The 14,208-nt window shown below is 65.4% G+C and carries 11 protein-coding genes and 1 pseudogene; 5 read left to right on the forward strand and 7 right to left on the reverse strand.

Annotation, left to right across the window (positions count from 1 at the left end; all coding sequences use genetic code 11):
• Positions 1–2: 2 nt before the first annotated feature.
• The gene (locus tag NJQ44_RS01135) at positions 3–251 is read right to left on the reverse strand and encodes a DUF4242 domain-containing protein (protein ID WP_254272846.1); all 249 of its coding nucleotides are present in this window, start codon (positions 249–251) and stop codon (positions 3–5) included.
• Between the two features lie 349 nt (positions 252–600).
• Positions 601–2,715: an assimilatory nitrate reductase NasA gene (nasA, locus tag NJQ44_RS01140; RefSeq protein ID WP_254272847.1), complete on the reverse strand. Its 2,115-nt coding sequence runs from the start codon at positions 2,713–2,715 to the stop codon at positions 601–603.
• 570 nt (positions 2,716–3,285) lie between these two features.
• Here nasA and NJQ44_RS01145 point away from each other — a divergent pair.
• The 3 genes from NJQ44_RS01145 to NJQ44_RS01155 all read left to right on the forward strand — a co-directional run bounded on the left by NJQ44_RS01145 (position 3,286) and on the right by NJQ44_RS01155 (position 7,266).
• Entirely contained in the window at positions 3,286–4,608 is a 1,323-nt protein-coding gene (locus NJQ44_RS01145) for an MFS transporter (RefSeq protein ID WP_254272848.1), read from the forward strand.
• A complete protein-coding gene (mobA, locus tag NJQ44_RS01150; protein ID WP_254272849.1) occupies positions 4,608–5,192 on the forward strand; it encodes a molybdenum cofactor guanylyltransferase in 585 nt (194 codons plus the stop codon). The genes NJQ44_RS01145 and mobA overlap by 1 nt, the downstream gene beginning before the upstream one ends.
• Before the next feature lie 307 nt (positions 5,193–5,499).
• On the forward strand, positions 5,500–7,266 hold the full coding sequence (locus NJQ44_RS01155) for a nitrite/sulfite reductase (RefSeq protein ID WP_254272850.1): 1,767 nt from the start codon (positions 5,500–5,502) through the stop codon (positions 7,264–7,266).
• Positions 7,267–7,497: 231 nt separating this feature from the next.
• On the opposite strand, the gene NJQ44_RS01160 is transcribed toward NJQ44_RS01155, so the two are convergent.
• From NJQ44_RS01160 to NJQ44_RS01180, 5 genes and pseudogenes are all read right to left on the reverse strand, one after another.
• On the reverse strand, positions 7,498–8,139 hold the full coding sequence (locus NJQ44_RS01160; RefSeq protein WP_254272851.1) for a chemotaxis protein CheC: 642 nt from the start codon (positions 8,137–8,139) through the stop codon (positions 7,498–7,500).
• Positions 8,140–8,217: 78 nt separating this feature from the next.
• Positions 8,218–8,646, reverse strand: a pseudogene (locus NJQ44_RS01165) (ABC transporter substrate-binding protein); the annotation flags it as partial.
• An 84-nt stretch (positions 8,647–8,730) separates the two neighbouring features.
• Complete coding sequence (gene lrp, locus NJQ44_RS01170) at positions 8,731–9,189, reverse strand: HTH-type transcriptional regulator Lrp (protein WP_254272852.1); 459 nt, start codon at positions 9,187–9,189, stop codon at positions 8,731–8,733.
• A gap of 11 nt (positions 9,190–9,200) precedes the next feature.
• On the reverse strand, positions 9,201–9,557 hold the full coding sequence (gene glnK1, locus NJQ44_RS01175) for a nitrogen regulatory protein GlnK1 (protein ID WP_254272853.1): 357 nt from the start codon (positions 9,555–9,557) through the stop codon (positions 9,201–9,203).
• Complete coding sequence (locus NJQ44_RS01180) at positions 9,550–10,836, reverse strand: ammonium transporter (RefSeq protein WP_254272854.1); 1,287 nt, start codon at positions 10,834–10,836, stop codon at positions 9,550–9,552. Before NJQ44_RS01180 ends, glnK1 begins: the two co-directional genes overlap by 8 nt.
• Positions 10,837–11,289: 453 nt before the next feature.
• Between NJQ44_RS01180 and NJQ44_RS01185 the strand changes: the two genes are divergently transcribed.
• Entirely contained in the window at positions 11,290–12,882 is a 1,593-nt protein-coding gene (locus NJQ44_RS01185) for a methyl-accepting chemotaxis protein (RefSeq protein ID WP_254272855.1), read from the forward strand.
• On the forward strand, positions 12,882–14,207 hold the full coding sequence (locus NJQ44_RS01190) for a PAS domain-containing sensor histidine kinase (RefSeq protein WP_254272856.1): 1,326 nt from the start codon (positions 12,882–12,884) through the stop codon (positions 14,205–14,207). The genes NJQ44_RS01185 and NJQ44_RS01190 overlap by 1 nt, the downstream gene beginning before the upstream one ends.
• The last annotated feature ends 1 nt before the right edge of the window (position 14,208 follow it).

A 14,208-nucleotide genomic window follows, 5' to 3' on the forward strand; every position in this document is an offset into this window, starting at 1 on the left:
GGTTATTCGCCCTGTTCGACTTCGTAGATTTCGTCTGCGGTGAGGCCGTGGGCTTCACGGTGGACTTTCTCACCCGCTTCTTTGCTGGGGCCTTCGAATAGGCAGAAGACGGCACCCGCGTCATCGTCGACCCAGTAGTTCAGATACTTTACACCGTGTTTCTCTTGGGCTTCGAGGTCTTTCTTGTGAGCTTCGACGACTTCCGCTACACTCGCGTCGACGTCTCTGTGAACGTCCATGTACAGTGGCATTGCTACTGATAGTACGATGTCATGACTCATTAGGATGTGTTGTTGATAATTATACATTTGGCACCCATGTGTGGGTTATTTACCACCCCTCTTGGTGAATGGCTCCGGCTACCTGGTGTGAACGAAGCGCCTGCTACACTGTGCCTCTGGGTGAGCAACGCGAACGCGGTTTCTCCGGACTCGCCGATCACGAGTCCGGCGTTTCGTTCACGGTGGGTCGCGCAAAGCTCTACCGCAGTGTGGAAACTGCCCTGCGAACTCCATGCACATCAGAAATCTGCCACCTCTGACGACGTTTTCCGAGGCCTGATCAGCGAGCGAAGCGAGCCGACCCGACGAGGGTGGGTGGTCAGTCGTCGCCGTACGTCCCCGTTCGCGGCAGGCCGCTGTGGGTCACGGTCGTCGAGGTATCGGGGGACGCCAACCGGACGGCGCACTGCTTGTAGTTCGGTTCCCGCGATTCGGGGTCGACCGCGGGCAGGGTCAGTTCGTTGACCGCGGGGTTGTGTACGTCCATCCAGACGGCGTCCTTCGGGATGCTGTCGTCCGGCGCGAGGTCGACAGTCACCCGCGCCCGCCGGGATTCGACGAGGGTGCGACCGCGGTCCAGCAGGTCGATGTACTGCCCGGCAGTTTCGGGGTGGATGCGGGCCGTCGGGACGCCGTCGTTCTCCTCGCGAGACCGGACCCCGGTGTTGTAGGCTTCGGCGCGGCGGCCGGTCGTCAGCATGAGGGGGTAGGCGGCGTCGGTCGGTTCCGGCACGCCGTCGAACGTCGCGGGGGTGAACTGTGCCCTGCCCGACTCGGTGGGGAACGACCAGGACTCCGACTCGTCGTCGGCATCGTAGTACCGGTAGCCGCCCTGGGTCGACTCGTCGGGGGCGGGCCACCGGACGGCCAGTTCCGAGTCGAGGCGGTCGTAGGTGATGCCCGAGCAGTCCGCCGGGGTTCCCTCGGTGAGCGCGCGGATTTCCTCGAACACGGGTTCGGGTTCGAGCGTCGGTTCCGGAAACAGCGAGTCGTCGATGCGGTTGCCGACGGCGGCGATGATGTCGATGTCCTGTCGGACGGCGTCGACGGTGTCGCTCACGGCGGTCACTCGGGAGACGGTCCGCTCCATGTTCATCGTCGTGCCGTCGGTTTCGCCCCACGTCGCCGCGGGCAGGACCACGTCGGCGTGTTCGACCGTCTCCGAGCGGAAGGCGTCCTGGGCGACGAGGAAGATGTCGTCGAGCGAGCGCTTGACGTTGCTCGCGTCGGGCATCCCGGCGACGGGGTTGGTGGCGACGGTCCAGCAGATGTCGATGTTGCCACGGTTCATCTGGTCGACGATACCGACCGGGCCGGGTCCCGAGGAGTCGGGGAGGCGACTGAGCGGCACGTCCCACATCTCGGCGACGGTCTCTCGGTGTTCCTTCTCCGTGAACGGGCGGTGGCCCGGCCACGTGTCCTTCGAGGAGACGACGCGGGCACCCATCGAGTTGGCCTGTCCGGTCAGCGAGAACGGGCCGCTCCCCGGCCGCAGGTTACCCGTCGCGAGACAGAGGTTGACGAGCGTTCGCGCGGCGTCCGTGCCGTTGGTGCTCTGGTTGACGCCCATCCCCCAGTACAGCAGCGTCGGGTCCGCGAACGCGTCGGCCAGCGCCTCGACCGTCTCGAAGGCGACGCCAGCGGTGTCGGCGGCGCGTTTCGGGTCGGGGAGCGAGTCGACTACCTCGTCGAAGCCGTCGGTGTACTCCTCGACGAACGCCCGGTCGACGCGGCCGGTGGCGACGACGTGGGCGAGCACCGCTCGCGCGAGTTCGAGGTCGGTTCCGGGGTCGAGTCGGACCACCTCGTCGGCGTCGGCGGCCGTCTCGCTCTCGACGGGGTCGACGACGATGAGACGACTGTCGTCGTCGCTGGCACTGTCCAGAATCCAGCGGTACAGCACGGGATGGGCCGCCGCCGGGTTCGCGCCCCAGACGACGTGGGTCTGCGCCTCGGGGATGTCATCGTAGGTCGGCGGCGGCGCGTCGCTGCCGAAGGCGTCGTAGTACGCTCGCACCGCCGAGGCCATGCACAGCGTCGTGTTAGCGTCGAAGTGCTTCGTGCCGATGCCGCCGCGGGCAAGTTTGCCGAGGGCGTAGGCCGCCTCGTTCGTCTGTTGGCCGCTCCCGAGGACGGCGACCGAATCCGGGTCGTCGGCGATGGCCTGGATGAACTCCGTGGCGACGAGACCCAGCGCCGTCGCCCACGAGGTCGGTCTGAGGGTGTCGCCGCGTCGGACCAGCGGTTCGGTGAGCCATTCGCCTCGGGGGTTCTCCGTCTCTCTGATGCCCCGTTCGCAGGCGAGGCCCTTCGACGTCGGGTGGTTGTAGTTCCCTCGAACCTTGTCGACGCCGTACCCCTCGTCGACGCCGCGCTGGTGTTGTCCACAGCCGACGGCACACCGCATACACGTGGTAGGTTTCCAGTAAGTCATCTGTTCAGCCGGTTCCTCGCGGCCGGGTGACGGCCGAACGGGTTGTCGTAACGGTTATTTTGACGTTCGTACATAATTCTGCCCACGCTGTCTGGTCTTGTTTCAGACACGCGCAGCATCCTCGCCGATATGTTTGCGATATTATCGTACGACTTAGCGAATAACGCTTTCGTTGGACGAAAATATCAGTACCGCAAGGAGAGAGTACAACGTCGAATGCGGTCGGAATATGCCCGAAAATGGGTATTTAAGGCACTGTACCCAGTATATTCGGGGGTGTCACGCTCCCCCCGCCGCACCGACCGGTTGACGATTGCACAGCTAGTTCGGCTTCTTTGTTGATGTTGCGAAAAAACGCTCCTGGGGTGGCGGCGGAATCGGGGCTATTGTTCGGATGTGCGTATTGGCTTCGAAAGTTACGATTTTGTAAACGGGTAGGGTTATTATCTCGTGTTCGTTACGATATTCCGAATCAATGTGTTCGAACGTAGTGTTGAAGCGAAGTAAAGTTCATGAAGTACAATCAGATGTGGTCGGCCGTGGCCGTCTGACCACCTCGGAGGTGTGCCGATGGGACTGATCAAGATGACGAAGTACCGGACCCTGCTGCTCGCGACTATCGGGTTCAACTTCTCTTTCCTCATCTGGTTCTCGTTCGCACCGTTCACCGGACCCATGTCGGAGGAGTTCGGCCTGTCGACGGCGGAAATCGGTATCCTCGCGAGTTCGGCCATCTGGATGGCCCCGTTCGGCCGGATGCTGACCGGGTGGCTCTCCGATAAGTTCGGCGCGCCGACCATCTTCGCCATCGTCCTCGGGTACGTCGGGGTGTTCTCGATGGCCAGCGCGTTCGTTCAGGACTACTCGCTGTTCTTCGTGACCCGCCTCATCGTCGCGACGGCGGGCATCACGTTCGTCATCGGCATCCAGCACGTCGCCGAGTGGTGGGAAGAGGAGAACCTCGGCCTCGCCGAGGGCATCTACGCCGGTGTCGGCAACGCCGGGGCGGCGGGCGGCGCGCTTATCCTCCCCCGCGTGTTCGGCACCGGATGGAACGGCCCGCTGTTCTCGACGAACTGGCGCGCGGCCTTCTTCTACACCGGCGTCGTCTCCATCTTCCTCGCCATCGCGTACTACACGCTGGGTGAGGCCGCAAAGAGCGAGGAGAAGCGACAGGCCACCGCAGACAACGCGAGCTTCAAGGACTGGATATACACGGCCACCCGCTACGGGACCGTCGTCCTCGCGCTCGCCTACATCATGTCGTTCGGCCTCGAACTGTCCATGAACGGGTGGCTCGCCACCTACTACCGCGAAGCGTTCAATCAGGACAACCTCGTCATCGCGAGCACGTTCGCGGCGACGTTCTCCGTCGCGGCCGGTCTGCTCCGCCCCATCGGCGGCTACATGAGTGACGTGCTGGCCCGCAAGGAGAAGAACATCCTGCCCGTGTTCCACGGCCGCTACCGCGAACAGTGGACGTTCGTCTCGCTGTGTTTCATCGTCGTGATGATGCTGTGCATGACGCTCGCCGGACTCTCGGGCGTCGTGATGAACGCCGTCATCGTCGGCTTCCTCGTCGGCACGGCGTGTGCCTTCGCCGAGGGGGCAATCTTCGCGCAGGTCCCGGCGATGTTCCCCAACAGCTCCGGGGCCGTGGCGGGCGTCGTCGGCGGTATCGGCACCGTCGGCGGCATCGTCTACCCGCTCATCTACTCCGCGCCGTGGCTGTCCAGCCTCCACATCGGGTACTCCATCGTCGCCGCGTCGATGGTCCCCATCGTCCTGCTGGCGGCGTGGGTGTTCCAGCCGGGCATCGCGAGCGTCGCCAACACGGAGGGCTTCATCGGCGACAGCCGCGAAGCGCCCGCGGCCTCGTCCGGGGACGACTGATGCGCTCGGCGGTCGTTCTCGCGGGCGGATACTCGACCCGCTTCGGCGAACCAGATAAGGCGACGGCGACCCTCGACGACGAACCGATGATTCGACACGTCGTCGGCGGCATCGCCGACGCCGTCGACGAGGTGGTCGTCAACTGCCGCGACGACCAGCGGGCGGACATCGCCGAGGCCCTGTCGGGCCTCGACGCACGGTTCGCGTTCGACCCCGTCCCCGACGGCGGGCCGGTGGCCGGTATCCGAACCGGCTGTCGGGTCGCCCGCGGCCGGTGGACGTTCGTCACGCCGTGTGACACGCCGTTCGTCTCGGCGACGCTCGCCGACCGACTGTTCGAGGCCGCCGAGGACGACGGCGCGGTACCGTTCGTCGGCGGCCGCGAACGCCCGCTCTCGGCCGTCTACGATACGGAAGCGGCCATTCAGGCCTGCGACACGACGCTCGGCCTCGGTTCGCGAGCCGTGACGGATTTCGTCGAGCGGCTCTCGCCGGTCACCGTCTCGGACCCCGCTCCGGCGCGCGCGTTCGAGGACCTCGACACGCACGCTGCGCTGCAGGCCGCGAGCGAGCGCTCGACCTGAACGGCCGATACACCCTCTCTTCTTTCTATTCTCGACGTATATCGGTGGCTCGGTCAGCGCCGCCGCCGGTTCTGGACGCTCGTTCGCCCGAACGGGGTGAATATGACGTTCGTCAAACTCGCCCGGTTCAGACCTCGCCCGCGAGACCGTTCTTGACAGCTGTCCGCCCGAACAGCCATTATGGCTATTTTGTCAAGGGTCAGGGTTTTAGAGTCCCAAATACAACGCAAATACGTGAATTACCGGACGTTCGACGACATATGAAAGAGAAAACTAAACGAACTTTCGTACGCCGAGGGAACTGATTATGGCACACAAGAAAGAGGACGTCAAAGCGGAACTGTACGGCGACGAGGTGCGAGAGAAACTGGAGGAGTTCGCCGAAGAGGGCTGGGAGTCTATCCCCGAAGACGAGCGTGACGCGTGGTTCTCGCGGTTCAAGTTCTGGGGCGTGTTCCACCACCGCGGCGGGCAGGAGTCGTATTTCATGATGCGCCTGACCAACTGCGGGGGGATTCTGGAACCCGAACAGCTCCGAGCCATCGGCGAGGTGGCCCGCGACTACGCGAAAGGACCGGCGGAGAATCCCGAGTTCGGCAACGGCTGGGTCGACTTCACGACCCGCCAGTCCATCCAACTCCACTGGCTGAAACTGGAAGATATCCCGGAAATCTGGGAGAAACTGGAGGCCGTCGGCGTCTCCTCGCGCTCTGCGGGCGGCGACACGATGCGGAACATCTCGGGCTGTCCGGTCGCGGGCAAGGCCGAGGAGTACGTCGAGTCCCGTCCCATTCTGGACGAGATTCAGGAGACCATCCGCGGCGATAACGACCTCTCGAACATGCCCCGGAAGTTCAATATCTCGGTCTCGGGGTGCCGACAGGGGTGCGCGCAGGACGCCATCAACGACATCGGTCTCGAACCCGCTCACAAGTTCATCGACGGGACGGATGTCGAGGGGTTCAACGTCCGCGTCGGCGGCGGCCTCGGTGGCCGCCAACCGCGCGAGGCGCGTCCGCTGGACCTGTTCGTCCGGCCGGAACACGCCGTCGAGACGGTCCGCGCGTTCGTCGAGTTCTACCACGAGGAAGGGAACCGGCAGAACCGCTCGAAGAACCGCGCGCGCTTCTTCGTCGACGACCTCGGAACCGACGCCATCCGCGAGGAACTGGACGAACGGCTGGATTTCGAGTTCGAGACCGCCGGGACGGACTTCCGCGGGGAGTACACCTACAACGCGGGTAAGCCCGCCGACCGCGGCGCGCACGACCACGTCGGCGTCTACGACCAACGCGACGGGCAGAACTACGTCGGCCTGTCGGTTCCGGTGGGGCGAATCGTCGCCGAGGAAGCGATCGAACTTGCGGACCTCGCCGACGAGTACGGCTCCGGCGAGGTGCGACTCACGCGCCGACAGAATCCGCTCATCATGGACGTTCCGGACGAGAAACTCGACGACCTGCTCGCGGAACCGCTACTGACGAAACTCTCGCCGGACCCGAACCCGTTCGTACAGGGCGCGATGGCCTGCACCGGGACGGAGTTCTGTTCGCTCGCGCTCACCGAGACGAAAGCGCGGATGGCCCGACTGCTCCGATGGCTGGGCGACAACGTCGACGTGCCCGACGACGTGGACCGCATCAAGATGCACTTTTCGGGCTGTACGGCCGACTGCGGGCAGGCGATGACCGCCGACATCGGCTTACAGGGCATGCGCGCCCGCAAAGACGGCGAGATGGTCGAGGCGATGGACGTGGGCGTCGGCGGCGGCATGGGCGAAGACCCCTCGTTCATCGAATGGGTCCGGCAGCGCGTGCCCGCCGACGAAGTGCCGGGGATGATCGCCAACATGGTCGAGGCCTACGCCGCCCTCCGCGAGGAGGGACAGACCTTCGGCGAGTGGGTCGACGCCACCGGTCACGAGACCATCGTGGAACTGGCCGAACCCGAGGAGGTCGTCGGGTACGAAGACCCGTGTCTCACCGACGGCAAGCAGTCGTGGTACCCCTTCGACGACGGGGAGAGCCCCGCGCCGACCGACGCCAGCGGCGAACCGCTCTCGGCGGACGACTGACCATGCCCGAAACGAACGAACCCCGGACGCCGACCGACTCGCGGCCCGAATCGGTGGCCGACCGACCGCAGGAGGTGGCCTACGACGTCGCACCGGAACTCATCGACTAACGCGGGCCTCGCCCGCTGACGCGGCCGCCGACGCCGAACTGTCGGCACTCCGACGGCACACGCTCGTGTCAACCCGTGCTGTCGGCTCATTCTCCGGATTCTTCGCGCCCAGCGGCGGCGCTCACACCACGTCGCCCGCTTCCGTGTCCGCGGCCACGTCCGTCTCGAGGTCGATGTGCTGGATGAGTTCGACCAGCGATTCCAGTTCCGGGAACGTGTAGACGGTCATTCCGAGGTCGTCGTCCTCGACGACGATTTTCGAGTCGATGACGAAGACGAGTTCCGAGTCGGGCCACCCGCCCATCTTGTCGACGATGCCGCTCGCGGGGCCGAGGACGAAGTTCGGCGTGCCCATGTCGATGGTCGTATCGAGGACGTTCGCCCACCCGTCGATGAACCCGCTGGTCATGATGTTCCCGATTTCCTGCATGGCCGACCGCTCCATGTCCGAAAAGCCCGCGCCGTCACCGCCGTCGCCCATCCCGCCCAGCATCGCCCCCGCCAGCCGTTTGCTGTCGGCGGGGTCGAGCATGAACAGGACGTAGCCGTACGGCGGTTCGGTCAGTTCGACGTAGATGCCGACCTGTCGGTCGGTGCCGATGTGTGTCTTCACGTCGTCGATGTCGAGAAAGTTGATTTGCGAGGTGTGGACGCGGGCGTCTAATCCGGTCAACTGCCCGAGGTGGTCCGCGACGGTCCCCGACCCCTCTTTGGCCATCTGGTTGAAGAGGTCGAGTTTCCGCACGTCGACTTGCAGGCCCATACCCGTTCGAACGGTGCGAGGGGCTTAACGCCACCGCACACCGCAGTCGTTTCAGGCCCCCTCCGCCCCGAACGCGGCTCACTCGCCCTCGCTTTCGGGGACGTACGGGCCGAGGTCGTAGCAGTTGTTCGCGGGGTACTCCGTGCAGTCGTCGGCCACGTCGCGGGTGATGTCGACGAAGTCGTAGCGCCGGGACTCGGTCTGTTCGGCGGCCGGAAGCCCCTCGACGACGGGAACCGGGCGGATGGACTGATGGTCGCTCTCGCGCATGGTCTCGCTGCCCACCCCCATCGTGTAGGTCGCTCCCTCTAACTGCTTGAGAACGTCCGGGGGGTAGAACGTTCCCGCACGCGCGACGGCGGCGGCGTACTGGAGGGTCTGCCCGTAGGCCAGTTGGGCTTGGTCGGAGGGGAGCGCGCCGTACTGGGCGCGATAGCTCGCGACGAGGCTGTTCGACAGCGGCGTGTCGATGCTCTGGTCCCACGCGATGGTACCGACGACGCCCGCGACGGCCGACGCCGTCGCTAAACGGCAGTTCGACTACTCGGTGAACTGTAGCGCGAAAATGATACCCCGGCTTCCGGGGGCGTCTTACTCCTCCGCGTCGCCGACCGGGAACTGTTCGTGTTCCCGGACGGTGTTCAACACGATGGAGGTCGACGCCGTCCGAACGTCGGGGTCGGTCAGGATGTCCTTGATACGCGCGTTCATCTCGTTCGTATCGCGGAACTTTCCGACGGCGATGATGTCGTGGCTCCCCGTCACCTCGTAGACGGCGACCATGTTCTGCTGGTCGCTGAGACGCTCGGTCACGTCCACGAGGCCGCCTCCCTCGACCGAGAGTTGGAAGACGGCGGTGACGTCGTATCCCAACTCCGCGTAGTCGATGCGGGGCGTGTACTCCTGGATGATTCCGGCCTCGGCCAGTTGGTCCATCCGCCGGGACACCGTCGTCGCGGCGACGCCGGTTTCGGCGGCGATATCACGGGCGCTCGCCCGGCCATCCCGGAGCAACGCGTTCACGACCTGCTTGTCTATCTCGTCGACCATCGGCGGGCCGCTCAGACGGCCTCTGGTCCTCGCTTGCCGGTGCGGACCTGGTAGGCGTCATCGACCGGCAGGACGAATATCTTGCCGTCGCCCTTCTCGCCGGTGTGGGCGCCTTCCGCGATGGCTTCGACCACGTCGTCGGCGGGGATGTCCGCGACGACTGTCTCGACTTTGACCTTCTGGTGGAGGTCGACGACGTACTCTTCACCGCGCCACTGGCCCTTCTTCGCGGGCTGTGAGCCACGGCCCGAGACGTTGGTGACTGTCAGCGAGGGCGCGCCGACTTCCGCCAGCGCCTGCTTCACGTCTCCGAGTTTATCTGGGCGAACCATTGCCACGACCATCTTGATGTCAGTGTCTTCAGTCATCTTTGGAACCTCCGTCAGTACGGATGTTTTCGCTCGTCATACCACCGTCGGCGACAACGCTGTCGCCGAACTCGGGGTAGGTCTCGACGCCGTGTTCGCTGACGTCCAGCCCTTCCTGTTCGTGTTCGGGGGTGACCCGAGCCTGTCCCATCGCTTTCAGCACGCCCCAGACCGCGGCGGTCGCGATGACGGTCCACGCGCCGATTGCGACCACACCGATGACCTGTGCGACGAAGGCGTTAACGACGGAGTCGACGACGCCGGGTGCGGCGACGAAGGGGTACAGGAGCGTACCCAGCACGCCCGCGCTCCCGTGAACCGGGAAGACCGCACAGACGTCGTCGATTTTCAGCGTCTTCTCGACGAAGCCGAAGACGAGCGGGAGCTGGATGCCAGCGAGGCCGCCGACCACGAACGCGCCCCACCACGAGGTGGTGTGCGGGATGGCGGTGATGCCGACGAGGCCAGCGAGCAGGCCGTTGGCGACGTACAGCGTGTCGACTTTGCCAGTGCGCATCCACGCGACGAGACCGGCGCCCATGGCACCGCAGGCCATCGCGATGGTCGTCGTCATGGCGACGCGCCCGAGTTGGTCACCGAGGAAGCCCTCGCCGATGATGGCGGAGGTACCGACGTTGAAGCCGTACCAGCCGAATGCGAGGATGAGCGTCCCCAGCACGGCGAAGGTCAGCGAGTGACCGGGGATGACGTTGACGCTGCCGTCCTCGTTGTACCGACCCATGCGCGGGCCGAGGACGTAGGCAGCCGTGAGACCGGCGATGCCGCCCATGCCGTGGACGATCATGCCGCCAGCGAAGTCAGTGAACCCGGCGCCGCCGAAGCTGATGTACGCGCCAGCCCACGTGATACCGGTGACGACCGGGTAGATGACGGCCGCCAGCAGGAACGTGTAGATGACGTACGCACGGAGTTTCGCGCGACCGGCCACCGCCCCGGAGACGATGGTCGCGGCGGTCATCGCGAAGACGGCCCCGTAGAGCCAGTCGATCCAGCCCGTACCGCTCGTCATGAAGGCGGCCGAGAAGCCGCCACCCCCGACGAGCGAGGAGACGCCCGCCCCGATGAGGAAGAACACGGTCACCCCGACGGACCACGTCAGGAGGTTCTTCGTCAGTTGGTTCGCGACGTTCTTCGAGCGCACCTGCCCCGCTTCGAGCATCGCGAAGCCAGCGTGCATGAAGAAGATGAGGAACGATACGACCAGTACCCAGGTGTAGTTGAGCGCGTCCGCGCTAACTTGGAGTGGTGCTAATACCATGATTTGTGTTGTGTTGAGTTTCTATCGCGGTTGAACGTCCAACTTTATCGGCGCGAGTGCCAAGTTCGTCAACCCGTTCACGGAGAAATCTCTGGCAACACCAGTACATAAGGATTTGCTTTATGAAATCTCATATTGGGGGGAGTAAGGCAGACGAACGTCCAAATTAGGGTATGATATTATGGATATAAGGTTGTTCTCCGTCCAGAAAGCATGTATGTGTGCGTTAGGATTTTGGACGAACGTCAACCGGAATTTCGGCCCGAACGGCCGATTCGGGCCGTTTCGGCTTGCGCGCGCCCCGGGTGGCGGTTGTTGCCAACGGCGTCAGTATTAACACACCCTGTATTTTTGTATAAAATAGAAAATGAGTCGTATACGGACGATTCTGTTGGTTATTCTGGGATATTTATACGTCATTGTGTTAGTAAACAGCGATAAAAATACACAATCATGAACCGAGAACAACGACAACAGTCGGAGCCAGCGGGCGGCGACCGAACCGTCGCCAACGCACAGGGCGCACTCGACGTGGTCCAGACGGCCGCCGAAACCGTCGACGGCGAACTCGCCGCCATCGACGACCGGGCCAGCGAACAGGCCGCCGACGCCGCGTGGGTCGTCGACGAGGTGTCGGCCCTCTCGGCCACCATCGAGGAGATAGCGGCGACGGCTACGGAGGTCAGTGAACAGAGCGACCGCGCGGCCGAACAGGCGAGCGACGGGCGCGCGGCCGCACAGGACGCGCTGGAGACGATGGACGACGTGCGCGCGGTCAGCCAGGAAGTCGCCGCGGAAGTCGACGCCCTGCGGGACCGCATCGACCGCATCGCCGACGCGCTTGCGGGTATCGACCGCATCGCCGACCAGACGAACATGCTGGCACTGAACGCCTCTATCGAGGCCGCGCGGGCCGACACCGACGCCGGTGGGTTCGCCGTCGTCGCCGACGAGATAAAGCAACTCGCCGAGGAGTCCCAAGAACAGGCCGACGACATCGACGACGCTCTCGGCGCGGTCCGGCAGGCCACCGACGACACCGTCGGGGAACTCGAACACGCGACGGAGGAAATCGACGCCGGGGCCGACCAAGTCGCCGACGCCATGGCGAGTCTCGACGCCGTGGCCGACACGGTCCAAGAGACGGCCGACGGCATCGCCTCCGTGTCGACGGCCACCGACGAACAGGCCAGTACCAGCGAGGCCGTCGCCCACCGGTGTGAGACGGTCGCAGAGCGGGCGCACGCCATCGAGGACGACCTCGCCTCGATTCGACACGCTCGGGACGAACAGACGGCGATGCTCGGCGAAATCGACGACGTGCTCTCGACGGCCGACGCCGACCGCCGCGCGAAACTGGCCGACGCGCCGACCCTCGAACTCGGTGTGCCGGGGCTGAACGACCTCTGTGGCGGCGGATTCGTCGTCGGCGGACAGGCGGTCATCCGGTACGGCGAGGGCGCGTCGGTCGACGGCTTGCTCGCCCAGTTGACGGCGACCACCGTCGCCGCGGGTCGGGCCGTCTCGCTGACGGCGACGCCGACGCTCGACCGGTCGACGCTGTCGACCGCCTTCGAAGCCACCGACCTGTCGCTCACCGAGGCACTGGCAGAAGACCGCCTGTTCGTCCTCGACATGTTCGGGACGTGGAGCGACGAGTACAACGTCTTCGACCTCGGGCGGACGACGCTGGGCGCCGTCAACGAGACGACCGTCGCCCGGCGAGACGCGCCCCTGCTCGTCGTCGGGAACATCGAGGGCGAAATGGAGACGGTCGGCGAACAGGCGGCCCGCGAGGCCCGCTACGAGAACGACGACGGCGTCTTCGACGCCCGCGATACGGTCCTCAACGTCATCTCCGACACGGCGGTGCCCGAGACGCTGGCGGCGTTCTACGCGGGCGCGGCCGACCAGACCATCGAGACGTGGCAGACCGACGGCCAACAGTACCTCGAACTCCGCCAGTCTCCCATCGGGACGACCGGCAGTCGCCGCCGCGTCTCCACGACCCCGCGGCCGCCGTTCGTCCGCGTCGGGGGCCGCTGATGTTCGGGGTCGACGAGTCGGGACGGGTCACGTTCGTGACCGAGGCGTTCGCGTCGCGCCTCGGGACGACGCGCGAGGCGCTCGCTGGCCGGTCGCTGACCGACCTCGTGGTCGGTGACGGCGAGGCGGTACAGGCCACACTCGCGGCCGTGGCCGACGCCGACGCCGGGGCGACACGGCGCTGTCGCGTCTCGTTCGACCCCGAGACGGCCGCACCGGCTACCGTCGAATTCACCGCGACCGACGGCGGGGTCGTCGGCACCCTCTGTCAGCGGACCGCCCCGACAGACGAGTTCCATCACCTGTTCGCGCAGAGCCACGACGCCATCGTGGCCTTCGAGATGGTCAACAAAGTCCCCGTCGTGCGCCGGGTCAACGACGCGTTCATCGAGACGTTCGGCTACGCCGAGGGCGAAATCGTCGGCGAGTCGCTCAACGACTACATCGTTCCTGACGGGCGCGTGAGCGAGGCCACCGACTACGACCAGCGGACCGCCGCCGGGAAGGTGAACCACGCTATCGTGGCGCGAAAGACCGTCGACGGCCGCCGCGAGTTCCTGTATCGCGGCCTCCCCTACGAGACGGACGCGGGCCGCCGGTACGGCTTTGCCATCTACACCGACGTGACCGACGACCGCCGCCGCCAGCGGCGGCTCCGCGTCCTCCACCGGGTCCTGCGCCACAACCTCGGTAACGACCTCTCGGTCGTCTTCGGCATGGCCGAGTACCTCCAGCAGAACGTGACGAGACCGGAACTCCAGACCGCGGCGGTGCGGATACTCGACGCCGCCGAACGCCTCGACGACGTGAGCGAACAGGCCCGGGAGGTGGAGGCCGCTCTCGATACGGTCACCGAACGGTCCGTCGACGCGGCGGCGCTCGCCTGTTCGGTCGCCGACGACTATCGCCACCGGACGCCGCTTCAGACGATGGTGCCGGAGACAGCGCCCGTCTCGGGCGGGTTCAATCTCGTGGGCGCGCTGGAGAACCTCGTGGAGAACGCCGTCGAACACACGCCCGACGGCACGCCGGTCCGACTCACGGTCGACGCTGGCGAGGAGGACACGCTCATTCGCGTGGCCGACGACGGCGACGGGATTCCGGCTATCGAACGCGCACCCATCTTCGAGGACGCCGACATCACGACGCTCCAGCACGGAACGGGTCTCGGCCTCTGGTTCGCCCGCTGGGTCGCGGAGGCGGCGGGCGGTGACCTCCGCTACGACCGAACCGACGGCTGGACCGTCGTCACGCTCCGGTTACCGAGCGCTGAAACCTGCGATTTTAACGTTTCCGACCGGTGTCATTCGCCGCCCGGTCGGTAGC

This window comes from Haloarcula marina (assembly GCF_024218775.1).
Lineage (GTDB): Archaea > Halobacteriota > Halobacteria > Halobacteriales > Haloarculaceae > Haloarcula > Haloarcula marina.

Excerpts from the sequence above, each read along its gene's own strand:
- lrp (WP_254272852.1), bottom strand. The coding sequence starts at position 9,189 with ATGGTCGACGAGATAGACAAGCAGGTCGTGAACGCGTTGCTCCGGGAT.
- NJQ44_RS01160 (WP_254272851.1), bottom strand. The coding sequence starts at position 8,139 with ATGGGCCTGCAAGTCGACGTGCGGAAACTCGACCTCTTCAACCAGATG.
- mobA (WP_254272849.1), top strand. The coding sequence starts at position 4,608 with ATGCGCTCGGCGGTCGTTCTCGCGGGCGGATACTCGACCCGCTTCGGC.
- NJQ44_RS01145 (WP_254272848.1), top strand. The coding sequence starts at position 3,286 with ATGGGACTGATCAAGATGACGAAGTACCGGACCCTGCTGCTCGCGACT.
- NJQ44_RS01135 (WP_254272846.1), bottom strand. The coding sequence starts at position 251 with ATGCCACTGTACATGGACGTTCACAGAGACGTCGACGCGAGTGTAGCG.
- NJQ44_RS01180 (WP_254272854.1), bottom strand. The coding sequence starts at position 10,836 with ATGGTATTAGCACCACTCCAAGTTAGCGCGGACGCGCTCAACTACACC.
- glnK1 (WP_254272853.1), bottom strand. The coding sequence starts at position 9,557 with ATGACTGAAGACACTGACATCAAGATGGTCGTGGCAATGGTTCGCCCA.
- nasA (WP_254272847.1), bottom strand. The coding sequence starts at position 2,715 with ATGACTTACTGGAAACCTACCACGTGTATGCGGTGTGCCGTCGGCTGT.
- NJQ44_RS01185 (WP_254272855.1), top strand. The coding sequence starts at position 11,290 with ATGAACCGAGAACAACGACAACAGTCGGAGCCAGCGGGCGGCGACCGA.
- NJQ44_RS01155 (WP_254272850.1), top strand. The coding sequence starts at position 5,500 with ATGGCACACAAGAAAGAGGACGTCAAAGCGGAACTGTACGGCGACGAG.
- NJQ44_RS01190 (WP_254272856.1), top strand. The coding sequence starts at position 12,882 with ATGTTCGGGGTCGACGAGTCGGGACGGGTCACGTTCGTGACCGAGGCG.